This is a genomic window from Flavisphingomonas formosensis, from assembly GCF_009755815.1.
Taxonomy (GTDB): domain Bacteria; phylum Pseudomonadota; class Alphaproteobacteria; order Sphingomonadales; family Sphingomonadaceae; genus Flavisphingomonas; species Flavisphingomonas formosensis.
Window position 1 is genome coordinate 70,259 of record NZ_WRPK01000012.1, and the last position, 26,395, is coordinate 96,653.

General features: G+C 64.5%; 20 protein-coding genes. 10 read left to right on the forward strand and 10 right to left on the reverse strand.

The genetic code is table 11. The features are described from left to right. Nucleotides 1–46: 46 nt before the first annotated feature. Complete coding sequence (locus tag GQY20_RS26590) at nt 47–517, reverse strand: Lrp/AsnC family transcriptional regulator (RefSeq protein ID WP_157220200.1); 471 nt, start codon at nt 515–517, stop codon at nt 47–49. Nucleotides 518–611: 94 nt separating this feature from the next. On the opposite strand from GQY20_RS26590, the gene phhA reads away from it, so the two are divergent. After that, nucleotides 612–1,472, forward strand: a complete 861-nt coding sequence (phhA, locus tag GQY20_RS26595) for a phenylalanine 4-monooxygenase (protein WP_157220201.1) — start codon at nt 612–614, stop codon at nt 1,470–1,472. Nucleotides 1,473–2,539: 1,067 nt separating this feature from the next. Here phhA and GQY20_RS26600 read toward each other — a convergent pair. The 3 genes from GQY20_RS26600 to GQY20_RS26610 form a co-directional block, all read right to left on the reverse strand. Next, the gene (locus tag GQY20_RS26600) at nt 2,540–3,340 is read right to left on the reverse strand and encodes a MucR family transcriptional regulator (protein ID WP_157220202.1); all 801 of its coding nucleotides are present in this window, start codon (nt 3,338–3,340) and stop codon (nt 2,540–2,542) included. A gap of 344 nt (nt 3,341–3,684) precedes the next feature. Next, a complete protein-coding gene (locus GQY20_RS26605; RefSeq protein WP_157220203.1) occupies nt 3,685–4,503 on the reverse strand; it encodes an enoyl-CoA hydratase-related protein in 819 nt (272 codons plus the stop codon). After that, nucleotides 4,504–5,316: an enoyl-CoA hydratase gene (locus GQY20_RS26610; RefSeq protein WP_157220204.1), complete on the reverse strand. Its 813-nt coding sequence runs from the start codon at nt 5,314–5,316 to the stop codon at nt 4,504–4,506. A gap of 180 nt (nt 5,317–5,496) precedes the next feature. Here GQY20_RS26610 and GQY20_RS26615 point away from each other — a divergent pair, with 180 nt between their 5' ends. The 3 genes from GQY20_RS26615 to GQY20_RS26620 all read left to right on the forward strand — a co-directional run bounded on the left by GQY20_RS26615 (nt 5,497) and on the right by GQY20_RS26620 (nt 9,608). Continuing rightward, nucleotides 5,497–7,683 (forward strand): acyl-CoA dehydrogenase, encoded by a 2,187-nt coding sequence (locus tag GQY20_RS26615; RefSeq protein WP_157220205.1) that lies wholly within the window; start codon nt 5,497–5,499, stop codon nt 7,681–7,683. 333 nt (nt 7,684–8,016) lie between these two features. Beyond that, nucleotides 8,017–8,817, forward strand: a complete 801-nt coding sequence (locus tag GQY20_RS32690) for a hypothetical protein (RefSeq protein WP_232476268.1) — start codon at nt 8,017–8,019, stop codon at nt 8,815–8,817. Next, nucleotides 8,814–9,608: an SDR family oxidoreductase gene (locus GQY20_RS26620; protein ID WP_232476269.1), complete on the forward strand. Its 795-nt coding sequence runs from the start codon at nt 8,814–8,816 to the stop codon at nt 9,606–9,608. Before GQY20_RS32690 ends, GQY20_RS26620 begins: the two co-directional genes overlap by 4 nt. 261 nt (nt 9,609–9,869) lie before the next feature. On the opposite strand, the gene GQY20_RS26625 is transcribed toward GQY20_RS26620, so the two are convergent. Next, nucleotides 9,870–12,161 carry a TonB-dependent receptor gene (locus tag GQY20_RS26625; RefSeq protein ID WP_157220207.1) on the reverse strand — a complete coding sequence of 764 codons (2,292 nt, stop codon included), beginning with the start codon at nt 12,159–12,161 and terminating at the stop codon, nt 9,870–9,872. 324 nt (nt 12,162–12,485) lie between these two features. Between GQY20_RS26625 and GQY20_RS26630 the strand changes: the two genes are divergently transcribed. Further along, complete coding sequence (locus GQY20_RS26630; RefSeq protein ID WP_157220208.1) at nt 12,486–13,676, forward strand: amidohydrolase family protein; 1,191 nt, start codon at nt 12,486–12,488, stop codon at nt 13,674–13,676. A gap of 214 nt (nt 13,677–13,890) precedes the next feature. Continuing rightward, nucleotides 13,891–14,700, forward strand: a complete 810-nt coding sequence (locus GQY20_RS26635) for an IclR family transcriptional regulator (protein ID WP_198351224.1) — start codon at nt 13,891–13,893, stop codon at nt 14,698–14,700. A 15-nt stretch (nt 14,701–14,715) separates the two neighbouring features. Here the strand turns inward: GQY20_RS26635 and GQY20_RS26640 are convergent, their stop codons facing one another. Both GQY20_RS26640 and GQY20_RS26645 read right to left on the reverse strand, forming a co-directional pair. Further along, on the reverse strand, nt 14,716–15,183 hold the full coding sequence (locus GQY20_RS26640; RefSeq protein WP_157220210.1) for a nuclear transport factor 2 family protein: 468 nt from the start codon (nt 15,181–15,183) through the stop codon (nt 14,716–14,718). Nucleotides 15,184–15,206: 23 nt separating this feature from the next. Beyond that, entirely contained in the window at nt 15,207–17,210 is a 2,004-nt protein-coding gene (locus GQY20_RS26645) for an oxidoreductase (RefSeq protein WP_232476270.1), read from the reverse strand. 195 nt (nt 17,211–17,405) lie between these two features. Here GQY20_RS26645 and GQY20_RS26650 point away from each other — a divergent pair, with 195 nt between their 5' ends. From GQY20_RS26650 to GQY20_RS26660, 3 genes are all read left to right on the forward strand, one after another. Further along, on the forward strand, nt 17,406–18,230 hold the full coding sequence (locus tag GQY20_RS26650) for an alpha/beta fold hydrolase (protein ID WP_157220212.1): 825 nt from the start codon (nt 17,406–17,408) through the stop codon (nt 18,228–18,230). Between the two features lie 111 nt (nt 18,231–18,341). After that, nucleotides 18,342–19,433 carry a Zn-dependent alcohol dehydrogenase gene (locus GQY20_RS26655; RefSeq protein WP_157220213.1) on the forward strand — a complete coding sequence of 364 codons (1,092 nt, stop codon included), beginning with the start codon at nt 18,342–18,344 and terminating at the stop codon, nt 19,431–19,433. Between the two features lie 2 nt (nt 19,434–19,435). After that, nucleotides 19,436–20,293 (forward strand): alpha/beta hydrolase, encoded by an 858-nt coding sequence (locus GQY20_RS26660; protein WP_157220214.1) that lies wholly within the window; start codon nt 19,436–19,438, stop codon nt 20,291–20,293. Between the two features lie 122 nt (nt 20,294–20,415). On the opposite strand, the gene GQY20_RS26665 is transcribed toward GQY20_RS26660, so the two are convergent. The 3 genes from GQY20_RS26665 to GQY20_RS26675 form a co-directional block, all read right to left on the reverse strand. After that, complete coding sequence (locus GQY20_RS26665; protein WP_157220215.1) at nt 20,416–21,219, reverse strand: SDR family NAD(P)-dependent oxidoreductase; 804 nt, start codon at nt 21,217–21,219, stop codon at nt 20,416–20,418. A gap of 40 nt (nt 21,220–21,259) precedes the next feature. Continuing rightward, the gene (locus GQY20_RS26670; protein ID WP_232476271.1) at nt 21,260–22,750 is read right to left on the reverse strand and encodes a class I adenylate-forming enzyme family protein; all 1,491 of its coding nucleotides are present in this window, start codon (nt 22,748–22,750) and stop codon (nt 21,260–21,262) included. Between the two features lie 113 nt (nt 22,751–22,863). After that, nucleotides 22,864–24,192 (reverse strand): spinster family MFS transporter, encoded by a 1,329-nt coding sequence (locus GQY20_RS26675; protein WP_157220216.1) that lies wholly within the window; start codon nt 24,190–24,192, stop codon nt 22,864–22,866. A gap of 288 nt (nt 24,193–24,480) precedes the next feature. Between GQY20_RS26675 and GQY20_RS26680 the strand changes: the two genes are divergently transcribed. After that, entirely contained in the window at nt 24,481–26,361 is a 1,881-nt protein-coding gene (locus GQY20_RS26680; protein WP_157220217.1) for a flavin-containing monooxygenase, read from the forward strand. Nucleotides 26,362–26,395: the final 34 nt, after the last annotated feature.

Genomic DNA, 26,395 nt, shown 5'->3' on the forward strand with positions numbered 1-26,395 from the left:
ACGAAAAAATTCGGGTGGCAGCTGCAATTGCTCCGCCAGATGCGGCTCATACGGGCAATTTGGTCGTATATTTGGTCTGCGACAAGGCGAAATGGGAAGCCGCGCCGCCGACCGAAGGATGCTCCAGCAGGACGCGCATTAGGAAATGCTCATAATCCGCGACGTCGGCGACGACGATCCGCAGCAGATAATCCCACTCGCCCGACATCGAATAGCACTCCATGATCTCGGGACGCCCGCGCACGAAAATCTCAAACTGTCCGATCGACTCGCGCGAATGGCTCCGCATGCGCACATTGCACAATACGTTGACGCCGCGATCGACTGCTGCCGGATCGAGCAACCGCACCGCCGGGCCGAGCACGCCAGCAACCTCGAGCGCCCGTACGCGGCGCCAGCAGGAGGCAGCGGAACTGCCAACACGGTCGGCAAGCTCGGCATTGCTCAGCAACGCATTCTCCTGCAGCGCTTCGAGGATGCGGCGATCGATCGAATCGAGCTCGACTGTGGATTTCATATCTAAGCCATTGTTGAAACGTCTCTTTCAAAGTTAAGCCCATTACCTCGCATTTTGAAAGGTAATTTCAGCGATATCGTGAGACGTTCGCTTCATGGCACAAAACGATATCCGGTGCCCGGAGGGCGCATTCCAAGACTGGACCATCCCGCAGGATTGGCAGAGCTATACCGCCGCCGAACATGCGATGTGGGACAGGCTGTTCGATCGCCAGGCGCGCATGCTGCCCGGACGCGTCGCGCCGGAGTTTCTCCAGGGGCTCGACGTGTTGCGCATGTCCAAGCCCGGAATCCCCGATTTCGAGGAGCTTTCGGATCGGCTGATGAAGGCCACTGGCTGGCAGGTCGTGGCGGTCCCGGGCCTGGTCCCGGACGATATATTCTTCGATCATCTCGCCAATCGGCGGTTCGTCGCGGGCCGCTTTATCCGTACGCCGGAGCAGCTGGACTATCTGCAGGAGCCCGACGTCTTCCACGACGTGTTCGGCCATGTGCCCCTGCTCGCCAACCCGGTGTTCGCCGACTATATGCAAGCCTATGGCGAAGGCGGACGACGCGCGGCCGGGCTGGGCGCGATCGAGCGGCTGTCGCGGCTTTATTGGTACACGGTCGAATTCGGGCTGATCCAAACGGACGAGGGCATGCGCATCTATGGCGCCGGCATCGCCTCCTCCCATGGTGAATCCGTTTTCGCACTGGACGATCCATCGCCCAATCGCATCGGTTTCGATCTCCAACGGTTGATGCGCACCCGTTACCGGATCGACGATTATCAGCAGAATTATTTCGTCATTGAGAGTTTCGAGCAGTTGCTCGCCCAGACGCTGGAAACGGATTTCGGGCCGATCTATGCGAATATGGCGGGCCAGCCCGATCTTGAGGTCGACGCGATCCTGCCAAGCGATAGGCTGTTCACCCGTGGCAGCCAAGCCTATGCGCGATCCAAAGCGACCTGAGGGACTGCAGCATCACGCCTAAGGATTGCTCAAAGACCACGGTGGATCGAACCGAATCGGTGCAGATTGGAGTCGCAGCGGCCGCCACCCCACGCTAATGCACTGCCACTCCCTTCAGTTCGGGGTGGTTTCTGCCCCGATCCGATGCACCGAGCATCCGGAGGTTGACCCGATTGGGAGGTCCAGCCTAGGCTGGGCCTCCTCTTTTTTATAGGATCGATCACGGTATCACACGATAACCAAACGCATCGATCACAAACTCAACCCGGAAATATGGCAGCGCGAGCAGCCGCGTCCGTTCAGGAAACACTATTGCGGCGTGCCAGTTGCTCGGATTCTATCCCGCCGATTAGGACATTTCGGGGGCAGCCGTATGATCATCAATAGTATGCCAGTCCTCCGAAGATCCCCTCATGAGCTCTCTTCCCGCCGGAAGCGGGAATCGAGGCCACGCGTCTGAAAGCCGTGTTCACCACAAGCTTTTCCTGGGAGGCTCGATATGGCCGCAGTATCTCCGAAATCAGATGGTTTTGAGAATATATTAGAGCGATCCAATCTGACTGCTCGAGGAACCTCTTTAAAGAAGAGGATTCGCGTCTTTATCTTATATCGGATATAATTATCAACCCGCCGGGCCTCTCAACATTATATGAGCTTTGAGCGATTTGGTAGCGAGCCTCATACTGCCGGGGCATCGGGATGCACCTGATCCAACGATCTCGAAGCCGGAAGCTTAATGAAAACTTATGTACGGCTCCCGCGAAAATCTGGATCGCGCTCTGCTTCGGGCGCCTCATCTGTCGAAACCGACGCCAGATCCGCAGCGATGCCGCTGAATTTTTCTATACTCGCCCTTGGGCGAGCGGCTGGTCACTTCCGATAGAGATCAGGAGACATCGCGGCTACACCTTGCCATCCGAATTCTCACAAACATCGGTGCAACGATTGATCGACCAAGGGAACACGCATGGGACCGCCCCTGGTTCTCCCCCACAGGATATCCCATCATGGCAAAGCCCGGGCCGCAATATTATGCGGCCCGGGATGAAGACTTACCGAACGTTCGATCAGGAAGCGGGGGCATCCGCCTTCTTGGCGCGCGGAGCGCGAGCGCCCTTCGCCGGCGCGGCTGCCGCAACGGCCGGAGCCTTCGACGCGGCAGCGGCTTTAGGAGCTTTTGGTGCAACCTCGGCCTTGGCAGCCTTCGATGCGGCAGCAGCCTTGGGCACTGCAGGCGCCTTTGCGTCAGCAGCAGCCTTGGGCGCAGCGGCAGGAGCTTTCGCTACGGCCTTCGCCGGCTTTGCAGCGACCTCGGCCTTCGGCTGCGCGACAGCTTTCGGAGCGGCCGCCGGCTTGCTCTTGGCGCGCGGAGCCTTGGCTTCGGTCTTGGGAGCCGCGGGGGCTGCCGGGGTTGCAACAGGCGCCGGAGCGGCAGCCGGGGCCGCCGGAACGGGCTTGCCGGCCTTAGGCTTGCGGCCGAGGCCGAGCCGCTCGGCAACCGCACGACGCTCTTCCGAATAGGCGCGAGCGACCATCGGATAATCGGCCTTCAGACCGAAACGTTCGCGATATTGAGCAGGCGTCAGGCCGTTGGCGGCAAGGTGACGCTTCAAGGTCTTATAGGGTTTACCGTCGATCAGCGAGAGAATGTGGCTCGGCGACGACAGGCTCTTGCGAACGGACACTGCCGGCTGAGCTGCAGGGACATCACCTTCCGACCCGCCCTCGGCTGACTTCTCGAGCGAGGAGATCGCAGCATGAGTTGAAGCGATGAATGCCGGCACATCTTCAGGACGAAGATTGTTGTGAGCAACGTAGCTCGCCACTACTTCAATGGTCATCGTGACCAGATCATTTTCCTCTGCCATAACTCGACCTTTCCGGAACAGCAGCACTTGCACATTAGCAAGATCAGCCCCCTATCCGTCTTTTTCGCTTACGTAAAGCCATGCATGACAATGGGGCGGTACGGGAGCCGTCCTCCCGTCCGCTTTTTCGGTCCTCTTCGGGCCGTGGCTCGATCGATTTCGCGCCTCTCTGCCCTATCTCCAACTTTGCGGCAAAGTGACTTCGCCATGCCGAACAGCGTCGCTCAACTTGGAACAAAGCACGAATTCGTGTTCCGCGCGGAAGAGACCGGAGAAAGGATCAGCCGTCTACATGATCGATTGGATAGGCCTCCTGCCGCAGATCGATTTGCACCCGTTACGCATCACATTCCCTCGAACCGCGGCACCCGTTTCGCAATAAAGGCTTCCGTCGCCTCCCGCGCATCGCGGGACATGCTGGTACGCGCATTGCCATAGGCTTCCATGCGGACGATCTCTTCCAAGGCCGCGGTTTCCGCGGCGTTGAGGTTACGTTTGATATAGCCATAGGCAAGTGTTGGCCCATCGGCGAGACGGCGGGCAAAGGCCTGGGTTACAGTCTCCAGCTCCGCATCGGCCGCGACGCGATTGACGAGACCGATGCGTTTCGCATCCACTGCATCGATGCGTTCGTCGAGCATGTAGAGTTCGCGTGCCATCGCCGGGCCGACCAGCTTGGTGACATAATAGCTTCCGCCAGGATCGCCACATCGCCCGACGCCGGCGAAAGCCGTCTTGAACACCGCACCCTCGGCGGCGATGCGAAAGTCGCAGGCCGCCGCGAGGATCAGCCCGCTGCCGGCTGCCGCGCCGCGCACCATCGCGATCGTCGGCTTCGGCATGCTGTGCAGCAGGATCGCCGCCTCGGCATGCTCGATCAGCCGGCCGGCGACGCCTTCGATACTGTTCCAAACGGGACTGTCCGCCCATTTCGCCTCGATCGGATCCTCGCCATCGGTGAGCGCTCCGTCGCGAACGTCGAAGCCCGCGCAGAAACCGCGGCCGGCTCCGGTGAGGATGAGCGCGCGCACGCCGGGATCGCGCGCGGCATCGCGCAGCGCCGCGATCAGGCGATGGGTGAGCCCGATGGTGAGAGCGTTCAGCCGGTCGGGCCGGTCGAGCGTGATGGTGAGGACGCCATCATCCAGCGACTGGCGCAGCATCTATTGCTTGTCCTTCATACCCTGCAGCCCGGTCAGGATCACCTGCCCGCTCTGCGCATAGGCGCTGGCATGGCCGAGCTGATGGATGTCGAAGCAGGCCTGCAGCGCCGCCTGCTGGCCCTGGATATCGAGAGTCTGGTTCACCGCGCGCTTGGCCATGGCAAGGGCATGGGGATGCATCTGCGCGATTTCACGCGCCAATTCCATCGCCGCGTCGACGAGGCCGTCGAGCGGCACGACGCGATTGACCATGCCGAGAGCGCATGCAGTCTCCGCATCGATGCTGCGGCCGGTGAACAAGAGTTCCTTGGCCTTGCGGGCACCGAACTCCCAGGTATGGCCATGATATTCGACGCCGCCGATTCCCATCCGGATTACGGGATCGCTGAACTTGGCATTGTCCGCCGCGATGATCAGGTCACAAGGCCAGCAGAGCATGAGCCCGCCAGCGATGCAGGCACCCTGCACCGCCGCGATCGACGGCTTGGGGATGTCCCGCCATTTGCGGGAGAGGCCGAGATAATAACGCTGCTCCCAATTGTGCAGGTTGAGCATGCCGGTATTGGGAATGTCGCCGAGTGTCTGCGCCATCGTGCGCGCATTGGTCTCGTCCTGGGTGAGATCGTGGCCGGCCGAAAAATGCGGTCCATTCGCCTTGAGCAGGATCACACGCACCGTGCCATCCTGGGCTGCCTTGTCCCAGGCGGCATCGAGCTGCTCCAGGAAGTCCTGGTTCTGCGCGTTGCGCCGGTCAGGACGATTGAGCGTGATCAGCGCGATCGCATCCTGCACTTCATAGTCGATATAGCTCATTGCCTCTCCCATTCGCGCTCGTTCGGGCCCTTTGCCGCCTCATCCCGCGCACCGTATCAGAGCAAGACCGCCCCGCCATCGCCCATATGGCTCTTCCGGCTCTGCGGAAGCTTTCTCACCGTGTTTGACCGCCACGGGACAGGCAGGCAGGCCCGCGAGACGACCAGCGGGAAGCAAGGAATGAACCTCGATTTCAGTGATGAGCAGGAACTGCTCCGCCAGGAACTGCGCAAGCTGCTTGCCGCCCATGCGACGCTTGCCGCCGTGCGCACTGCCCAGCCGGTCGGCTTCTGCCCCGCTTTGTGGGAGACGCTGACGGGTTTTGGCCTGCCGCTGCTGCGCGTGCCGGAGGCCGCGGGCGGCAGTGGACTGAGCCTGCTGGACGCGATCGTCGTGGCCGAGGAAAGCGGCCGGCACCTCGCTCCGGCGCCGGTGATCGAGACGCTGGTGGCGGCACGCGTGCTCGCCGGCATCGCAACCCCGGCCGCGGCCGCTTGGCTCGACAAGCTGCGGACGGGCGCTGCGATCGTCACCCTCGCCCTGCCCGGCCCCGCGACACCGGCGGGCGCCATCGCCGACGCCGTGCTCGCGCTCGACGGCGAGGCCATCATCATCTCCGCCCGCACGCCTGCGCGCAGGCCCGCGCGGCTCGCCATTTCGCCGATCGGCCCGACGGCGCATGCCGGCACCGAGGCGATCACTCTCGCGGCCGGAACCGACGCGCATGCGCTGATGGCTGGCGCGATCGAGGAATGGAAACTACTCAACGCCGCAGCGGTCGCCGCGGCTGCGCGGCGTGCCGTCGAACTGGCGGCTGACTATGCGCGGGAACGCAAGCAGTTCGGTCAGCCGATCGGCGCTTTCCAGGCAATCGGCCATCCGCTTGCCGACTCGTTGACCGAGATAGAGGGTGCGACGTTGCTGACGCGACGCGCCGCCTGGGCGATCGCGCGTGGACGCGGCGATGCCGCGGCCGGCGTCTCCCAATCCAGCTGGTGGGCGGCCGGCATCGCCCGGCGCGCGGCGCGGCGCGCTTTGCGCACCTTTGGCGGCTACGGCCTCTCCCTCGAATATGACATCCAGCTCTTCTTCCGCTGGATCAGCGCGCAGGCATTGCTCTTCGGCGATCCCGAAGATGCCCTTGTCGAGATCGGCGACCGGCTCTGGCTGGCCCCTGCACAGCCCCTGCCACCGCCAGGCGCGATCGGCATGGAGTTCGGTTTCGGCGAAGCCGCGGACCGCTATGCTGAAGAGGTGCGCGCCTTCTTCCGCAGCCACATGACCGACGCGCTGCGTGCCATGGCCGATCCCTCCACCGACGGCCACGATCCGGAATTTCATCGCGCGCTCGCCGCGGCGGGCCTCGCCTATCCAGACTGGCCGAACGAATGGGGCGGCAGCGAGCGCACGCCGTTCGAAGTCTCCGCGCTCGCGCATGTCTTCGAGGAGTTCCGCTGGACGCGCGTGCCGATCGGTATCACGGCGATGGGCGCGCGCATGGTGATGATGTTCGGCTCGCCCGAACTGCGTCAGGAAGTGCTGCCGCGTATCGGCGCGGGCGAAGCACTGTCCTGCCTCGGCTTCACCGAGCCGGAGGCCGGCTCCGACGTCTATTCGACCCGCACGCGTGCGCGCCGCGAAGGCGATCACTGGGTGATCGAAGGCCAGAAGATGTTCACCACCGGCGCGCACATCAGCGATTATGTGCTGCTGCTCACGCGCACCGATCCGGAAGCCAGCAAGCATCGCGGCCTCACCCTGTTCTTCGTTCCGCTGAACCTGGAGGGCGTCGCCATCCAGCCGGTCCATACGCTACAGGACGAACGGACCAACATTACATTTTACGGCAATGTCATCGTGCCCGATCGCTATCGTCTCGGAGAGGTGAACGACGGCATTGGCGTGATGGCGGCCGCGATGAAGCAGGAACACAGCGGCGAGGGTTATCATATCTACCAGTGGAGCCTGCTCGATTCCGCAGTTCGCTGGGCGAAGGCCGTCGATCCGTCGGGCCGCCGCCCAATCGACGATCCGGACGTGCGACGAAGGATCGCGGAGGTCGCCACCCACACGCTGATCGCCGATCTGCTCTGCCGGCGGGCCGTCTGGGCGGCCGCGGTCGGCAAGGCGGAACGCGCCTTCGGCCCGATGTCCAAGCTGTTCGCGACCGAGACCTATATGGCGGATGCGGAGATGCTGATGGAGGTCGCGGCGCCCTGGTCGCTGCTGGCCGAGGATGGTCCCCTCGCCGAGATCGAGCGGATGTTTCGCCAGTCGATCGCGCAGACCATTTACGGCGGCACCAGCGAGGTGCATCGCAGCGTGATCGCGGAAACCGCCCTGCATCTGCCACGCGGTCGGCATTGACCGGAAAAGGCCGGGGCGACGAGGCGTAGATCGGCGTCGTCAACGCCGCGCATGGAGAAATTCTGAGCCGCCGCCTGTGCGGATAGCGCCCGGGATCAATGGCGCGCTTGGTCACTCCCTCGTCACGAGATCATGCGTCACGACCGCCTGCCCTATCGACCCAGCGGACGGGTCGCGACCAAGCCTCGGTCTTCTCACAATAGGCCCGAACCAGTCGATTGCCATCGCAGACCGGTCGATTCCGTGCAGCCGGAAGCACTCGGCGCGCGCCTTGACCCTTTCCTGCGCCGCTTCCATCCGTTCGCCAAAGTCGAGCAAGGATGGAGAGAGACCTTGAACGCCAGCGAACAGCGTTACAGCCGGCCCGACGTGCCGCGCCACGACCGGCCGGTCCGCGTCGGATCCCTGCTCTTCACCGTCGTACAACCGCGCCCGGGACATGAAGTCGCGTTCAACCGCTGGTATGAGCGTGACCATTTCTATGCTGGATGTATGATCGGCGCACATCAATTCGCCGGTTCACGTTACGTCGCCACGCGCGACTGCAAGGCGCTACGCTACGGCACCGACAATCCCGGCGACATCGATCGGTCGCGTGGATCCTATCTGGCCGTCTATTGGGTGCTGGACGGCGCCCATGACGATTGGAACCGCTGGGCGGTCGATCAGGTGAACCGCCTCCACGCCGATGCGCGGATGTTCGCCGAGCGCGACCATGTCCATACCGGACTCTACAATTATGCTGCCGAATTTAATGAGCCCGGCAGCACCATGCCGATCGAGCTGGCGCTCGATCGTCATTATGGCGGCGTCGTCGCCGCCCTCGGCCAGCTCGCGCCTGGCATCACCACGGCGGACGTGCGTGCCTTCCATGCCGGCCGCGAATGCCCGGCGGACGTGATGTTGCTCGCCGATCCGATCCCGATGCTGGCCGATCGGCCGGCCGACGTGCCGACGAGCGAAGGCACCCATGTTCTGCAACTCTATTTCTCGATCGAGGATCCGCGCAGCGTCTGGGATCGCTACAGGGGCTTGGGAACCGATTTCGCCGCCGCCGGTCTCGGTGCGATCAGCTTCGCCTCGCCCTTCCTCTCGACCATTCCCGGTACCGACATTTATACGGATCAGCTGTGAGCGCGCCAGCACGCTCGCTCGACGGCAAGGTCGTCGTCATCAGCGGCGTCGGCCCGGGCCTTGGCAGGACGCTGGCGTTGCAATGCGCCGAGCGCGGCGCGAAGCTCGTGCTGGGCGCACGATCGGCCGGGCTACTCGATCAGTTGGCCGTCGAGATCGTCGAGGCGGGCGGCGAGGCCCTGGCCGTCCCCACCGACGTCGCCGATCCGCAAGCCTGCGCACGGCTGATCGATGCGGCAGTAAACCGGTTCGGCGGTATCGATGGGCTGGTGAACAGCGCTTTCCGCTTCGAGATCGGCCGTTTCGAAGGTGCTGACCTGGCCAGCTGGCGCGACGCGATGAACGTCACCTGCTTCGGGGCGCTGGAGCTTGCCCAGGCGGCCGTGCCGCATCTGCGCGCCCGCGGCGGCGGATCGATCGTCAACGTGAGCACGCTCAGCACGCGCATACCGACCGACGGCGCGGGCGGCTATGGCATCGCCAAGGCAGCGCTCGACATGGCGACGCGCCAGCTCGCTACCGAACTCGGCCCTTATGGCATCCGCGTCAATGCGACGCTGATGGGCTGGATGGACGGCGAGCCGCTTCGTCAGGGCTTCGCCGGACGCGCCGAGGCACGGGGCATGACGGTGGAGGCGCTGATGACCGAGCTGACCGCCTCGATACCGCTGCGGCGCATCCCGACCGATACGGAATGCGCGCGATCGGTGATCTTCTTCCTCTCCGACGATGCCAGCCCAATCACCGGCGCGTTGCTCAACGTCAATGGCGGTCAGTATATGGGCACGTGATCCGGGCGCTGATCGCGCCGCTTCAGCACATCTGCTCCATAAGTTCGATGCGAACACCGTCCGGATGGCGGATCATCACCGGATGAAGGCGAATCCCGTGAATGTCGGTTCGACCCGGCATGTCCGGCGAACCGAGCATAGCGTAATCGGCGTGGAGCGCGAAACCGAGGCCCTCCCGATAGAAACGCAGCGCCGTCGAGAGAGGTTATTGACGCAGATGCCGCGATGCGAAGGTGTCACGGTCATGCGCCATCGCCGCTATCAGAGCTTGATCCTGAAATCGGCGCCGAAGCGGCGCGGTATGTTGTAGATGTTACCGGCGATGCCGAGCGCACCGAAATCGATGCCGCTTACCGGATAATGAGTATTCAGCAGATTCTCCACGAAGAAGGACATCTCGCCCTGCACGCCTTTGGGCAGTGGAATCTTCGACCAGGTGATGCGCGTATCTACCGTCTGATAGGCACGGCTCGCGATCTTGTCGTTGAATGGATTGAAATTGGGCAAGTTGGTCGCGAAGAACCAGCGCCGGCTGTTGCTCGCCATATTGGCGCGCAGTGTGAAATCACCCATCCCGGTATCGGGAATCGTATATTCGGCAGCCAGGTTCGTCGTCCATTTCGGCACATAGGGGAAATGGGCGATATCGGCATAATCGGTGAGTTCACCCGTCACCGGCGCCGGGAAGAAGATATGCTGATATTGCGCATCGACATAGCCGACGCTGCCGCTCAGACGGAAATGCGGGAAAGGCAATGCCTCGATCTCCGCATCGAATCCCTTGAACGTCGCCTTCGCCGGATTGGTGAAGCCGGTCGCTCCGCTGGCGGTATTGGTGTAGATCGGTACCTGTAGGTTACGATAATCGGTGTAGAATCCGGCGAGGTTGATCCTCAGGCGATGGTCGAGGAATTCGGACTTGAAGCCGATCTCGCCCGCTTTCGCCTTTTCGCTCGGGAAGAAGAACGCCTGTCCCGCCGCGGTTGCCCGGACGTTGAAGCCACCTGAACGATAGCCGGTGCTGTATTTGCCGTAGAACAGCATGTCGCCGGTCAGACGATAGGCAAGGCTGAGCATGAAGGAGAAATTATCGAAACTGCGCACGTCGCTACGCAGCAGAGGCAGGCTCTGATCCGCCGCCTTCTTGTCCTTGGTGTAACGGACGCCGCCGGTGAGCTCGAGCTTCTCGTCGAGGATCGGCGGAGTATAGCTCACCTGCCCAAAGGCCGCATAGGATTTGGAGCGGACGCCATAAGCCGCAAGTGATACTTGGTTGACTGCGCTGCCGTTTGGCAAGACGTAGGTGAAGCGGCTGATCGTCGCGCCAGCGGTACGCTCGTTGAAATAATATAGACCGCCGACGAATGACAGATGATCATATTTTCCTGAGATCTGGAATTCCTGCGAATATTGCCGCGCGAATTCGTAATAATAATCCTGGCTATAGGGTACAACCGGCTGCGCGGTGGGGAAACCGAGGACCGGCCCAAACACGTCCGGCGGCGAATAGCTGTCGACGAAATTCGAAACGAACTTGCGATAGCCGCTGATCGATTTCAGCGTTAGATGATCGTCCAGTTCCAGCGCCAGACTCAGCGCGTGGCCGTGGCTGTGGATGGTCTGGACATAGGGCGCATAGCCCAGCTTATCCTGGTATTCAGGCGTGATCACCACAGGATTGCCCGTCGTCTGCGTCGCATAATAGTTGGCGACGGCGGGCGACGCGTAGCGGATCTGGAAAGCGGGATTGACGCCCGTCGTGTGGTTGTGATCGAAGGAATATGTCGCGGAGAAGCGTCCCCATTGGCCGCGCACCTTGGCGCCAAAGGCGTCGGTATCGAGCGCGCCGGGATCCAGATGAGCCGACGCATAGGGGTTGTCGACATAGCCGTTGCGCTGGCGATGGTAATAGGTCGCGGTGGCGGACAGGCCGGTCTTGCCGATCGCGCCGGTATCGACGGTGGTACGGCTGCTGAACTCGCCGAAGCTCGCGACGCCGAACTTTTCCTCGACATGGAATTGCGTCGAGGGTTTGCGGGTGACGATGTTGATCGCGCCGCCAGTGGTGTTGCGGCCGAACAGCGTGCCCTGCGGGCCGCGCAGCACCTCGATCCGCTCGATATCCAGGATATTGAGGTTCGCCGCGATATTACGGGCGATGTAAATGCCGTCGAGATAGGTGCCGACCGCGACGTCGAGCGCGATCGAGGGATCCTGCGCGCCGATCCCGCGAATGAACGCAACCGTGCCGCCGATGCTGCCCGCAGCCTCCGTCACCGCAACGTTGGGCATGACGTTCTGGATCTTGTCGACCGTCTGGATACCGGCCTGGTCGATAGCGCGCGCGGAAAGCGCCGAGACCGAGATAGGCGTCCGCTGCAGCGATTCCTCGACGCGTCGTGCCGTGACGGCGATATCCTGCAGGCCGCCTTCGGCAGCGCCCGCCGCCTCGGGCTGCGAGGTCGCGACGCCCTGTGCCCGGGCGGTCGATGCGGATACCGCAATGGCGACGAGGCTTACGGAAATACCGAACGACGCACGGCACATTGCCATGACCAATCCCTCCCCTTCTATTGCTTATGGTCCTGCTCCGGGACTCGCGAGCGAAGAGGACAGACGGATCGATCCCGATCAATGATCTTCCTGTGCTTTCCGGAGTCGCGGAGAAATGCCGCGAGCACATGATGGTATCTCCATCGCATGCGGCGATTGGAGCGAACATTGAGATCGACGAGACTTTTCGGTGGGAAGATCTTGAATTGCCGGCGATCTCGCTGCCGCGCCGTGCAGCTTCCGGAGAGGCGGAAGCTTCTCCCTTCGCGTTGACCACCATATGAAGGAAACGGCATCACCGGCCCCATATGAGGAGCTCAGAGGATGACGGCCAACAGCCTGCCCTTTCCGGTCTATGACGCCGACAATCATTTTTACGAACCGGAAGAGGCGTTGTTCCGGCATCTGCCTAAGAAGTGGAACCAGGACGTTCGCTTCGTGGAAGTGGACGGCCGCAAGAAGCTCGCCATCCAATCCAAGATCTCGGACTATATTCCGAACCCGACTTTCTCGCGCGTCGCGGCACCCGGCAGCCATCTTAAATATTACCGCGGTCAGAACAGCGAGGGGCTGAGCCTGCGCGAAATTCAGGGCCCGTCGATCATCCCGCCCGACTCCTTCCGTTTCGGCGCGGATCGCATCGCCGTGCTCGACGAACACCATATCCATGCGGCGCTCACCTTCCCGACGCTCTTCTCGGCGATCGAGAACCGCATGTCCTACAATCACGAGCTGCTGCACGATGCGCTACACGCGCTCAATCAGTGGACGCTGGAGGAATGGGGATTCGCGCGGGAAGGCCGGCTATTCGCCGTACCGATCATCTCGCTCGCCGATCTCGACCGCGCGATCGCGGAGCTGGACTGGCTGATCGGCGAGGGCGCGCGCTGCATCTGCATCCGCCCTGCCCCGGTGCCGGGCTATCGCGGCGGCCGATCGATGGCGCAGCCGGAATTCGATCCCTTCTGGGCGCGCGTCGCCGAGGCGAAGATCTTCCTCGCCATCCATGCCGCCGACACCAATTACGACCAGTTCATCACGATGTGGACCGGCGGCTCGGAATGGCGTCCGTTCGAGCCCAATCCCTTCGTGAGCTGCCTCAAGATCATCGATCGCGCGATCTCGGACACGATCGCGGCGATGATCTGCGACGGGCTGTTCGATCGCTTCCCCGATCTGCGTGTCGTCAGCGTCGAAAATGGCGCCGACTGGGTCGGCCCCCTGCTGCGCACTCTGCAGCATGTCCATCGCCAGATGCCGCAGAAATTCCGCCGCGATCCGGTGGAGGCCTTCCACCGGCACATCTTCGTCGCCCCTTTCGTCGAGGACAGCTTCACCGACCTGGCCCAGCACATGCAGACCTCGCGCATCCTCTTCGGGAGTGACTGGCCGCATCCCGAGGGCACCGAGAAGCCGCTCGACTTCCTGACCGAGCTGACCGCGTTCACACCGCCGCAGCTGGAGCAGATCATGTCCTCGAACCTCAAGGGCCTGCTGGAAGGAAGACGGGACTGAGGAGACGTACCGGCAGTTTTTGGACATAACGCCGCCAGAAGGGACGAATGACGATCCATGCAGCGCAGAAGGCGCCGCGAGACGGGTTAAAATAGGGCCAGAAAAGAGCGATCCACGCGCAGAAGATTTGACGCCCGACAAGGCCGGATTCTATAACCGCAGCGCCCGGCGACAAAAGACTATGAAGGTCGTCGAGGTGGAGCGGAGAGGCATAATGGCACAGCGGAAAGCCGGCACAAGCCAGCCGCGCCCGACCGGAGATCGGGCCAGCGTCAAATCATGTCTGCGCGCGCTGGACGTGATCGAATATTTCGCCGAGGTCGATGCGCCGGCGCGGACCGTGGACGTCAGCGAGGCGCTCGGCATACCCAATAGCAGCGCGGACGAGATTTTGCGGACACTGTCGCGGCGCGGTTATCTGTGCTTCAGCCGGACGACGAAGCGCTACGCCCCGTCTTACAAGATGATCGGCACCGTCAACGCGATCGAACGCAGCTTCTTCGGCGGCGAGCGGCTGCGCTCGCTGATGTACAAGCTGCGCCAGGAAACCGGCGCCACCGTCTACCTCACCACGCAGAACGACTGCTGGCTGGAAAGCGTGGCCGAGGTGAAGGGCGATTGGAACGGTCATCGCAAGCCAATCGATTTCTATCGCGAACTCGTCCGCTACGACGAGGACGGCTGGCGGCCGGCCACCAATTTCGCCGGCGCGCTGCTCGCCTGGCAGAGCAATGGCGAGATCATCGAGCTGGCCGACCGCACGCGCGAGTTCGGCATAGGCCCGCGCGGCCCTTCGCTGATGAAGCAGCTCATCGATCGCGTCAGCAAGATCCGCGCGCGCGGCTTCGCGCTCTGTCAGCGCAACGATACGGTGGAGGTGGATTCGATCGCCTGTCCGCTGCGGGTGCCCAACTCTGTGACGCCCTTCGCGATCGGCATATTGGGGCAGCATCTGTTCAACAATGAGCGTGACACGTCGCGGCTGGTGTCGACCGTGCAGGCGGTCATCGCGGGCCACGCCTGATCGGGGTGCGTCGGATCAGTTCTTTTTCTGCGGCATCGGGCCTTCGGCCCATTGGACGGCCGCGGCCCGATCGACGATGATCCAGCCCCGGGCGGTGCGGCTGCAGAGATCGCGATAGCGCACGCCGACGGTCAGGTTCGGCACGGCCGGATCCTGCTGAATATGATAGGCGACACCGTAACTCAGGCACACCGCCTGATCCCTGTCGATGGTCGCATATTGATTGAGGATGGTGTGCTGCGTCGCCTTGTAGCCGGCCGCGCTTTCGAAGGTGCGCCGCAAATAATCATGCAGCGGCCCCGATCCCGCCGTGCCGCTGCCGATCCCGTTCGGATCGAAGCAGCTCAGCAACATGTCGAGATCGCGCAGGTCCATGGCCAGCGCGTAGACTTGGCAAAGCTGCCCGACGGCATAACGGTCCGCCAGCTCCACCGTACCAGGTGGTGCAATCGGACCGCGCCACAGCCTGCCCTCGTCGGTCATCGCTTCCTCCCCTCCCGCCTGCCTCAACAGGCGAGCCCGCCGGCTTCGGCTTCAGCCGCCAGCGTCGCTCGCACCGCGGCGTAAGCAGCGTGCACCGCATCGCCGATCCGGCCCGACGTGCGGCTGTCACCCACTACATGACATCGAATTCCTGCCGCGATCAAGATATCGGCACAATGCGGGTCCGGATCCCGGCCCTGCGCCAGCAGTAGATGCGCAGCCTCCACGGTGCGCGCCGTGCCGTCTGCCAGCAACAGCGTGGCGCCACCCTGATCCACCCGTCGGATATGCGTCTCGGCGACGATCTCGATCGCAGTATTTGCCAGCAGCCGCTGCATGAGGCCGTGACGGTACACCGGCTCGGCAGAACGGGCGAGCTGATCGATCCGCGATCGGGTGACCAGCAGCACCGATGCGCCCCGCTCCGCGCAATATTCCGCAGCCTCGCAGCCGGTCTCGCCACCGCCATAGACGATCACCCGATCGCCGGCCGTGATCCGCATCTCCGCATCGCCCATCAGCAACGCATAGGCCTCTCTCACCATCGGCGCGTCCAGGCCCTCGATCGGCAAGGCTCGGCTCCGCGTGCCGGCCGCGACGACAGCGATAGCCGGCCGATATGCCACCACCTCGTCCGCCTCCACCGCCCGGCCGAGATGGAGCCGCACGCCGCTGCATGCGAGCCTGCGCTCCAGATAATCGCGGTACCAGTGCAGCTTGTCCTTGCCCGGCGGCGTCGCGGAGGCGATCAGGCCACCGCCTACCGACCCCCGCGCCTCGAACAAATGGGTTTCGAAACCGGCCTGGTCGAGCATGAGCGCCGCCGCCAAGCCGCCGGGACCACCCCCGATCACGACGGCGCAGCGCCCCCTGCCCGCGTCGGGCGGAATGGGGCGATCCAGTTCGCGCCCCGCCCTCGGATTTTCCGCGCAACCGACTGGCTCGCGGCCTGGCGCGATGCACCAGTTGCAGCTCGTGCAGGGCCGGATCTCATCGACTCGTCCCGCCAGCGCCTTATTGGGCCAGGCCGGGTCGGCCAGCGACGGCCTTCCGAGTGCGATCAAATCGCAATCGCCGGCAGCGATTGCCGCCTCGGCCATGGCCGGCCAGCGTATCTGGCCGACGCCGATCACCGGCACACCCGCCGCCTCGCGCAGCTTGCGCGCATAAGGCAGGCGCCAGCCTTCCGGCGTGGACATCGGCTCCATCACCTTGTCGAATGCCTCCGGCCCCCGCCCGATCGAGGCATGCAGCATGTCGACGCCGGCGGAGACCAGCCGTGGCGTTATCTCCACCATATCGTCGATGCCGAGCCCGCCCGGCACGAACTCGTCCGCCGATATGCGGAAGCACAGCGGCCGGCCGCCGATCGCCTGCTTGACAGCGCGTGCTACCGCGTGGGGAAAAGCCAGGCGTCGCTCCGCATCGCCGCCCCACGCATCGTCACGCAGATTGCTCAGCGGCGAGAGAAATTGGGAGAGCAGATAGCCGTGCGCTGCATGCACCTCGATGCCGTCATAGCCGGCCTCCGCCGCCAGCCCCGCCGCGCGGCCGAACGCATCGACGAGGCGATCGATATCCCCGGATCGGAAAGGCTCGACGATCTGCCTCGATGGATCGCGGCGCGAAAAGACTGGGCTCGGCCCGCGCACGATGCCGTCCGGCAGGAAACGGACATTGGCGAAGCGGCCGCCATGCTGAAGCTGGAGAAACGCCTTGCCGCCCGCGGCATGGATCGATTCGACGAGGCGGAGATGGCCGTCCAGCATGCGCCGGCTTTCGAGGATCAGCTGATGCTCCTCGGACCGCCCCGTCGCCGCCTCGACGCAGGTGAACTCGACGATGATCAGCGCGAACCCGCCGAGCACGCGCTCGCGATAGAAAGCGATGTTCTCGGGCGTCACCGCGCCGTCCTTACCCCCCAGCGAAGTGGACATGGGTGCCATCACCAGCCGATTGCCGAGGGTCAGTCCGCCGAGCGACCAGGGCGCAGCCAGATGCGGGAAGGCCACCGAAGGCTGCGGCACGCGCCCTTTCTCCTCTGATCTGTCTCTTTGTGGATTTCCGGGCCGCCGCATACCGCTGTCAATCGGGTCCTTGGCCCTTCCGCGCCTCCGGAAGCATCCGCGGGAGGGATGCGCCGATCCACCGTCCCTGCTTAAGCGCGATGGGTGCAACCTTCGTCCGCCACTCCTCCCCGCTGGTTCGCCGATGCCCTGGCCATGCCGAGTGAACCAATATTGGTGCGGATCGGCGACGGAACGGCGATCGACACCCGCTATTGGGGACCGGAAGGAGCCCCGTCGCTCGTCTTCGTTCACGGCAATGGCGGCCATATCGGCTGGTGGAGCTTCCTCGCTCCCTTCTTCGCCGATCGCTACCGCGTCGCCGCCTTCTCGCTTAGCGGCATGGGCGGTTCGGATTGGCGCGATCGCTACACCATGCCGCGTTTCGCAGATGAGATCCGCGCCGTGGCCGGTACCGCGCAAGCGGGACCGCAGCCCCCGATCCTCGTCGCCCATTCGATGGGCGGCTTCCCGGCCATTCTCGCCGGCGCGAGCGACTGGCCCGTCCGGGCGCTGATCCTGGTCGATGTCGCGCTGCCCGGCGTGCAACCGATCGAGGTGAAGCCCTATTCGGGCCATCACATCTATGAGAGCCGCGAGGCCGCGCTGGCCCGCTTCCGCCTCGCGCCGGCGCAGCCCTGCGAGAATGATTTCCTCCTGCGCCATCTCGGCGAGATGGCAATCAAGCCGATCGAAGGCGGCGGCTGGACTTGGCGCTTCGATCCGGATCTGTGGAGCCGCATCGATTTCGGCGGCGCGTGGGAGGCGCTGCCCCATGTCCGCTGTCCGGTCGCCCTCGTGCGCGGCGCGCTGTCGCCGCTGACGGGCCCCAAGATGATCGCCGCGATCCGTGAGGCGCTGCCATGCGAAGCGCCGCTAATCTCCATTCCCTTCGCTCATCATCATGTGATGGTCGATCAGCCGATCGCGCTCGTGGCCGCGCTCGACAGTTTGCTCGAGGCCTGGATCCCGATCGCCTGATTCCCTGCCCGGCCCTTTTCCGGAATGTCGGAAGGCTCGCCGCTGTCATGTCCGCTCGGAACGCGATGACCTATCACGACCTGCGAGGCATGCACCGAAAGAGAGAGGGCGATGCGGGCACTGGTTTATGAGGGGCCGAACAAGGTCTCATTGCGCGACGACGTCACCGTGCGCGATCCGGCGGACGGCGAGGTGCAGGTCCGCATCGTCGCCAGCGGTCTGTGCCACAGCGACGTCAGCGTGGTGAACGGTACGATCGCCTGGCCCGCGCCTTCCGTGCTCGGCCATGAAGGCGCCGGGATCATCGAAACGGTCGGTGCCGGCGTGACCGATCTCAAGCCTGGCGATCCGGTGGTGCTCCATACCCTCGCCCATTGCGGCCGCTGCGCGCATTGCTCGGCGGGCCGGCCGACGCATTGCCGCCGTACCCTGGGCAACCGTTCCGAGCCCTTCGAACGGGGTGGCCAGGCGGTCGGCAATTTCGCCGCGACCTCGACCTTCGCCGAACGCACCGTGGTGAAGCAGCAGCAAGCGGTGCGGATCGATCCCAACGTGCCGCTCGACGTCGCCTGCCTGATCGGTTGCGGCGTGCTGACCGGGGTCGGATCGGTGATCCACCGCGCCGATGTCGCGGCCGGCGAGACGGCGGCGGTGTTCGGCATCGGCGGCGTTGGCCTCAACGTCATCCAGGGGCTGCGCCTTGCCGGCGCCAGCCGCATCATCGCCGTCGACATCCTGCCCGAGCGCGAGGCGATGGCGCGCCAGTTCGGCGCTACCGACTTCGTCGATGCCTCCCAGGGCAACAGCGTCGAACAGATCCGCGCGCTGGTGCCCGATCCCGTCTCTCCAGGCGCAAGCGGCGTCGACTGGACGTTCGAATGCTCCGGCAACAGACATGCGCTGGCCGATGCCGTCGCCGCGCTCGGCTGGGGCGGCAATTGCCTGATCGTCGGCGTGCCGGCAGCGGGCACGAGCTTGGACCTGCCGATCGGCCCGATGGGCTTCGTCGATCGCGGCATCATGGGCGTGCGCTATGGCAGCTCGCAGCCCCAGCGCGACATCCCCGCGATGATCGCGCTCTACTCGGGCGGCCGGCTGATGCTCGACGAGCTGGTGACTCGGCGATATGCGCTCGAGGATTATGAGCAAGCCTTCCACGATCTGGAACATGGCAAGCTCGCCCGCGGCGTGTTCGTCTTCTGACCATGGCCGCCGTCGACTGGAAGTTGCCGGCCGAGCGCCTGGGCAGTGACGCGCCCGACGCGCTGAAGGCACGGCGCGCCGCCGTGGCCAGCCGTCCGGCCGAGCCGCTGACGACGGGCACCTCGCTGTCCGAAACCATGCTCGGGGGCATACGCTGCCTGGTCGTGACGCCCGACCGGCCGACGCTGCGCATCCTCTATTTCCATGGCGGCGGCTACCGGCTCGGCGCGCCCGAAGGCTGGACCGGATTCGCCTCGCGGCTCGCCGTCGCGTGCGGCGCCGAGATGATCGTGGCCGATTACCGGCTGGCGCCGGAACATCCTTTTCCGGCCGCGCTCCACGATGCCGCAGCTGTCCGCGGCGCGCTCGACGGCACGTTCCCGCTGGTCATAGCCGGCGATTCCGCCGGTGGCGGCCTTGCCGCCGCCCTGTGCGTCGCGGCCCATGCCGCCGGCCAGGAACAAGCAGCCGGGCTTGTCCTGCTTTCGCCGATGCTCGATCTGCTTGCCACCGATCCGACTTACGCGCAGCGCGCGGAGAGCGACCGGTTCTTCTCGCGCGAAACGATGCTGGAATGCGCCGCCCTCTATCTCCAGGGTCATCCGCCGGAGGATCCGCTGGCATCGCCCGGCCGGGCCGATCCCGCCGCCTTCCCACCCACTTTGCTGCTTGCTGGCGGCGCGGAGGTGATGCTGGGCGAAAGCCTCGCACTCACCGACCGCCTCGCCCGCGCCGGCCGCAGCGTCTCGCTCCATGTCGCAGCCGATATGCAGCATGTATGGCCGATGCTGTTCTCGGACCTACCGGAGACGCCGGCAGCAGTTGCGATAATCGCGGCGTTCCTGGGATCGCTGCGATAACCATCGTCATTCGGACGAATGTCGGGTCCATTCGGCGTTCCATTTCAGGATGGACGCAGCGGCGTGACCTGCTTCACCCGAGCGTCAATGGATCCCGACTTTCGTCGGAATGACGCACGGAGCTAAATCTTGTGCTTGATCCGCATGAAGCGCGGATCGAACAGATTGCCCGCCATCCAGCCGCCATCGACCATCACGGTGCTGCCCGTCGTATAGCTGGCCATGTCCGATGCCAGGAACAGCACCGCCTTGCCGATATCGTCGGTGGTGCCGGAATAGCCGAGCGCGACCGGGCTGTTCGCCACCGCCTCGCGCATCTCGTCCGTATCCGGCAGGCGCGGCGTGGAGATCGTGCCGGGCACGACCGCGTTGACGCGGATGCCGTTGCGGCCCCATTCGCTCGCCATCGATTTCACCAGATGGATCAGGCCCGACTTGGCCGCGCCATAGGAAGCGTGAAACGGCGCGCCCTGCAATCCGTCAACCGAGGCGATACAGACGATCGATCCGGGCTTGCCGCGCTTCAGCAACGACGCCGCCACCGCGCGTGCCGCCACGAAGAAATAGCGCAGGTTGCGGTTCTGGTCATAATCCCATTCCTCAATCGTCACGTCCATTAGCGGCTTGAACAGGGCCTGCCCGACGATCGTCACCATGACGTCGAGCCCGCCCAGTTCTTCCTCGGCCTTCGCGATGGCGCCGGGCGTGACCGTCTCGTCCAATATGTCGGCGATCACCGGGATGCCGCGGCGACCGGTCATGCGAACTTCCTCGGCCACATGTCCGGCGCGATCGGGATCAACGTCCAGCACCGCCACGTCGCAGCCGGCCTGCGCCAGCAAGCGCGCGCTGCTCTCGCCCATGCCCCGTCCGCCACCGATGACCAGCGCCCGCTTTCCTTCCAGGCCAAAAATCGATCCATCCATCCGACCGGCACTCCTCTGTCTTTATCGAAGCGGCCACGCGTCAGCCGACCGCCGTCTCGTCGAACATGCTGCGCACTTCGCGCAGGCTCACCTTGAGCGACGGGGTGCGCGGCAGGGCATCGACGATGCGGATGATCGTCGGCACATAGGTGGGCGGCAGCGTCGCCCGGACGTGCGCGGCAAGCTCTGACGGCTCCACGGAGGACGCCGCGCTCTTGAGCTCTACCGCGGCGACCGGCACCGCGCCCAACCGCGCATCGGGAATGCCGACCACCGAGGCATCGGCCACGGACGGATGGGTGCGCAGCACCTCCACCACCCGCTCCGGCAGGATCTTGAAGCCGCCGCGCACGATGGCGCCGTCGTGGCGGCCGCGATGGAAGACGTAACCGTCGGCATCGATCGTCACCAGATCGGTGGTGCGCACCCAATCGTCACGCACTTGGGGACAGAGCACCTCCATCAACCCCGCCTCGCCCGGCGGCAGCACCCGGCCGCTGTCCGGATCCACCGCGCGCAGCGAAACCCCCGGCATCGGCAGGCCGACGCTGCCGCGCTTGCTGTCGCCGACCTCGCGGCGCATCGCCGGTGTCCAGCGGATGATCGTGCCGCAAAATTCGGTGGCGCCCAGCGCCCAGTAGATGGGGATGCCGTATTTCTCCTCGAACCGGTCCTGCAGATCGGGTTCGAGATGCGCGGATCCTCCGGAGATGGCGGCGACGCTGGACAGGATTTCAGGCGGCACGTCTGCGTTCATGATCATGTTGAGCGCGGTGGGCGACATGCCAAGCATAGGCGGCCGGTGCCGCTTCATCGCGGAGACGAATTCCTCCACGGTGAAACGCTCCATCTGCACCAGCGGCGTTCCGGTCGCGGCGCTGGCCGCGAGCAGGCAGATGCCCCCGACACCGCTCAGCGGCCAGATATTGATCTGCACCGGCAGTTCACCGCCATCCTCCGCCTGCGGCGCGCTGCTCACCGCCCGGTCGAGCACCTGGACGGGCATCGGAATACGCTTGGGCGCGCCCGTAGTGCCGCTGGAGAGCACCTCGATCGCCGCATCTTCGAAACGTGGCGAGGAAGACGACGGCACGACCGAGGATCGATCGAGCCCGTCGAGCAGATCCGGCGCGGTATCGATGCCGGCGAGTGCGATGCCGGCGCTGCCGATTTCGGCGGCGGCATCGCGGATGTGCGGCCAATCCTGGACGTCGGCGATGACGGCGACGGGCTTCAGGTCACGCAACTGATCGGCGATCGCGGCCGGCGGCGCAAACGGGTAGATGAAGCTGACCGCGCGGCGGTGGACGAGCAGGCCGATCAGCGTCGCGGCATGGGCGACGCGGTTGCGGATGACAAAGGCGACACGGCCGCCTTGTACGCAGCCGGCCTTTTCCAGCGCGGCCTCGATCCCGTCGCCATAGCTTCGCACGTCCCGCCACGTCGACCAGACGCCGCCATATTCGATCGCACGCCCGTCCGCCCGTTCGGAAAGCGTCGTCATGATCCGATCGATGAATTCTGCCGCCATCTCGCTCTCGCCTGCCGTCGATGCGTCCCGTCATGCTGCGCCTGCCGCCCGCGGAACGCCAGACGGGAACCTTGCTCGCACCTTTTCCTGAGAGGCCCTAGCTGGGTGCCCCGTCAAGGATGGGCGGGCGCGTTCCGCGCTTCCGGAAATGAGCCTCGCTCCAGCGCGCGCATGGCGAGCACCCAGTGGGCGATCCCCCAGAGCAGCAGCAGCGAGGAAAGCACGAGCGCCCAGCGCAGGCCTTGCGCGGCGCTACCCGTCCAGCCGGAGAGGACGTCGCTGGCGATGCCGACGATCAGCGGACCGCCCGCGACGCCGATCAGGTTGGACAGGGCGATGTAGATCGCGCTCGCCGTCGCGCGCATCGACACCGGTGCCAGGCTCTGGACGAGCGCGATCGACGGCGCGCTCCACAAATAGGTGAGCGTCACCGGCAGCACGAGCAGCCCCAGCGTCAGCCAGCCGTCGGAGACGAGCAGCGCCAGGATGAACAGCGGAATGGCGAGGATCAGCGCCGCGATCGGCACCCACAGCATGGCGTGGAGGCCGCGTACGCCCAGGCGGCCGGCCTGCCAGCCGCCGGCCGAGGTGCCGACCAGCCCGGCAATGCCGGTCAGCAGGCCCAACGCCATGCCGACGTGCGACAGCGACATGCCGTGCACCCGGATCAGGAAGGACGGCAGCCAGGCCAGCACGCCGCTGCACGCCAGCGCCGAGCCGGAGGATCCGAGCAGGATGTGGACATAGCCGGGACGTCGGATCAATACCCGCCAGGCTGCGACGATACCAACACGCTCGATCGGCGCCCGTTGTCCCTGATCCGACGCACCACGCACCGGCTCGCGTCCGAGCAGGCGGAAGGCGAGCGCGATGAACAGGCCCGGCAGGCCGACGATCAACAGCGCCGTGCGCCAGTCATACCATTGCGCGATCGTCCCGCCGATAGAGAGGCCGAACATGATGCCCAGCGGCACGCCGAGCGCGAAGATGCCCATGGCGGCAGGCCGCTGGCGCTGCGGGTAGAGATCGGAGATCAGCGAGTGTCCTGCCGGTGCGAAGCCCGCCTCGGCCAGCCCCACGCCCATGCGGGCGATGATGAATTCCCCATAGCTGCGCGTGACGCCGCAAAGCGCCGTCAGAATGCTCCACAGCGCGGTTATCACGGCGATGAGGTGCACCCGGCGGACACCGCGATCGACCAGGTTCGCAATCGGTATGCTGGCCGCCGTATAGAATAGGCTGATCGCCGCTCCGGTCAGCAGGCCGAGCTGCCAATCCTGCAGTCGATATTCCGCCTTGATCGGCTCCTGCAATATGGTGACGATCTGCCGGTCGACATAGTTCAGCGTGTAGATGAGCGTGAGGCCGATCAGCATCAGCCGGCGCGACCGCACCGGCGCGTCGACACGCGCGCCTTCGGCAAGAAGCGCGCGATCGCTCATCGCCGCTTGCACCCGATAGACATGGGTCGAAGCATCACCCGACTGGCTCCCTGCATGCCGGCAATGCCAAACGGCCGCGCGGCCGGCGACGGGTGAAACTGAAATTGTCGATCATCCGGCGTCAAAGCCAAGCCTGCCCGTTCCGGCCACCCGGAAGGGCCGGCAATCCCATTCCCATCGTCCTTCCAGAAGGGCGGAAGCGTCGCGGATCGCGTTGACCCGTGGATGCCGCTCCGCCGAGTTCGGAACCTGTTGCAAGCCAGACGCGAAGGATAGGACTGTCTGTCTATGGGAACCCACGTCGATCCGGCCTTCATTCGACGCGCGATCGAGTTCGCCGATCTCAATGCGGTGCGTGTGGCGCTCTATCAGCAGAGCGGCGATCCGGAGCTGGAGGCGCTGCCGGTCGCTGCGAAGATGGACGCGACGCAGCGGGCATTGCTGATCGACAGGGCCGCCGCCTGGCTGCAGGCGAATGCAAGCGAGGAGATGCTGCCGGAGCCGCCGGAGCCCATGTTGCGTAAGCTGATGAACATGGCGACCGGGGAGACCATGAGCGACCTCGAATATGAGGCGCGGCGCGATCTGGCGGCCTTTCGCGCTTTCCCCTTCTTCGCGGAATGGGAAGGCGAGCGGGCGGCGATCCCGGAGGATTTCCGGGTCGCGATCATCGGCAGCGGTTTTTCGGGACTCGCCATGGCGGTTCAGCTCGAACTGCTCGGCATTCCCTATTTCGTGCTGGAACGGCAGCCCGAGCCCGGCGGCACCTGGACGATCAACCGCTATCCCGACGTGCGCGTCGATACGCCCTCGATCACCTATGAATTCAATTTCGAGAAGCTCTACGATTGGAAGGAACATTTCGGCCGCGGTGCCGACGTGCGCGCCTATCTCAACCATGTGTCGCGCAAATATGGCGTGTTCGCGAAGACGCGTTTCAGCCACGATCTGAAAGAGGCGGCCTTCGACGAGCGCACGGGCCGCTGGACGCTGCACGTCGAGACGCCGAGCGGCGGGGAAACGCTGAGCGCGAATGTCGTCGTCACTGCAGCCGGGCTGTTCGCCAATCCGCGCCATCCGGAATTCGAGGGACAAGAACACTTCCAGGGCCGCATGATCCATCCCTCGCGCTGGCCCGCCGATCTCGATCTGACCGGCAAGCGCGTCGCGATCATCGGCAACGGTTCCACCGGCGTTCAGATGCTGGGCACCATTGCCGAACGGGCCGAGCAGGTACATGTCTTCCAGCGCACGCCGCAATGGATCAGCCCGCGCGACAAATATGGTCAGGACATCGAGCCGGAGATCGCATGGCTGCTCCGCAATTTCCCGGGCTACTGGAACTGGTGGCGCTACATGGCGATCGCCGCGCTGTTCGAGACGCATGATCTGCTGATCCCCGATCCGGAGTGGCAGGCCCAGGGCGGAATAGTCAACAAGGGCAGCGACGGACTGCGCGCCATGTTGACCAATTACATCAAGAACCAGACCAGTGGCCGTCAGGACCTTATCGACCGGCTGATTCCCGATTACGCCCCCTTCTCGCGCCGGCCGGTCGTCGACAATGGCTGGTATCGCGCGCTGACCCGCGACAATGTCGAGCTGGTAACGGACGGCATCGCGCAGCTGACTCCGTCGGGCATCGAGACGGACGACGGCAGGATTCGGGATGTCGACGTGATCATCACAGCGACGGGCTTCGACGTGGTCAAATATCTCTGGCCCGCACGTTATGCCGGCAAGGACGGCCGCGATCTGCACGACATGTGGTCGGCCAATGGCGGTCCGCGCGCTTATATCGGCATGATGGTGCCGGACTTTCCCAACATGTTCATGATCTACGGTCCCAACTCCCAGCCACTGTCGGGTGGCACGGGTCTGCCCATCTGGTATGTCGTCTGGGGCGCCTACATCGCGCGCTGCATCATGCGCATGTTGCGCGAGGGCAAATCGTGTGTCGAGGTGAAGCACGAGGCCTATGAGCGCTACAATGCGGCGCTGGACATCGAGGGGCGCAAGCTCATCCAGATGAGCAAGGCCGGCGGCGTCGAGAAGAATTATTATGTGAACAACGAAGCCGGCCGGCTGCTCGTCAGCGCCCCCTGGTACAGCCCCGATTTCCACCGCATGTGCAGCGTGGTGGAATGGAGCGACCTCGACATTTCCTGACTTCCGGCTCGTCTTCAGACGCCGGATCACCAGC

Excerpts from the sequence above, each read along its gene's own strand:
- GQY20_RS26615 (WP_157220205.1), top strand. The coding sequence starts at position 5,497 with ATGAACCTCGATTTCAGTGATGAGCAGGAACTGCTCCGCCAGGAACTG.
- GQY20_RS26655 (WP_157220213.1), top strand. The coding sequence starts at position 18,342 with ATGCGGGCACTGGTTTATGAGGGGCCGAACAAGGTCTCATTGCGCGAC.
- GQY20_RS26605 (WP_157220203.1), bottom strand. The coding sequence starts at position 4,503 with ATGCTGCGCCAGTCGCTGGATGATGGCGTCCTCACCATCACGCTCGAC.
- GQY20_RS26670 (WP_232476271.1), bottom strand. The coding sequence starts at position 22,750 with ATGGCGGCAGAATTCATCGATCGGATCATGACGACGCTTTCCGAACGG.
- phhA (WP_157220201.1), top strand. The coding sequence starts at position 612 with ATGGCACAAAACGATATCCGGTGCCCGGAGGGCGCATTCCAAGACTGG.
- GQY20_RS26610 (WP_157220204.1), bottom strand. The coding sequence starts at position 5,316 with ATGAGCTATATCGACTATGAAGTGCAGGATGCGATCGCGCTGATCACG.
- GQY20_RS26600 (WP_157220202.1), bottom strand. The coding sequence starts at position 3,340 with ATGGCAGAGGAAAATGATCTGGTCACGATGACCATTGAAGTAGTGGCG.
- GQY20_RS26665 (WP_157220215.1), bottom strand. The coding sequence starts at position 21,219 with ATGGATGGATCGATTTTTGGCCTGGAAGGAAAGCGGGCGCTGGTCATC.
- GQY20_RS26680 (WP_157220217.1), top strand. The coding sequence starts at position 24,481 with ATGGGAACCCACGTCGATCCGGCCTTCATTCGACGCGCGATCGAGTTC.
- GQY20_RS26675 (WP_157220216.1), bottom strand. The coding sequence starts at position 24,192 with ATGAGCGATCGCGCGCTTCTTGCCGAAGGCGCGCGTGTCGACGCGCCG.
- GQY20_RS26625 (WP_157220207.1), bottom strand. The coding sequence starts at position 12,161 with ATGGCAATGTGCCGTGCGTCGTTCGGTATTTCCGTAAGCCTCGTCGCC.
- GQY20_RS26640 (WP_157220210.1), bottom strand. The coding sequence starts at position 15,183 with ATGACCGACGAGGGCAGGCTGTGGCGCGGTCCGATTGCACCACCTGGT.
- GQY20_RS26635 (WP_198351224.1), top strand. The coding sequence starts at position 13,891 with ATGGCACAGCGGAAAGCCGGCACAAGCCAGCCGCGCCCGACCGGAGAT.
- GQY20_RS26660 (WP_157220214.1), top strand. The coding sequence starts at position 19,436 with ATGGCCGCCGTCGACTGGAAGTTGCCGGCCGAGCGCCTGGGCAGTGAC.
- GQY20_RS26590 (WP_157220200.1), bottom strand. The coding sequence starts at position 517 with ATGAAATCCACAGTCGAGCTCGATTCGATCGATCGCCGCATCCTCGAA.
- GQY20_RS26630 (WP_157220208.1), top strand. The coding sequence starts at position 12,486 with ATGACGGCCAACAGCCTGCCCTTTCCGGTCTATGACGCCGACAATCAT.
- GQY20_RS26650 (WP_157220212.1), top strand. The coding sequence starts at position 17,406 with ATGCCGAGTGAACCAATATTGGTGCGGATCGGCGACGGAACGGCGATC.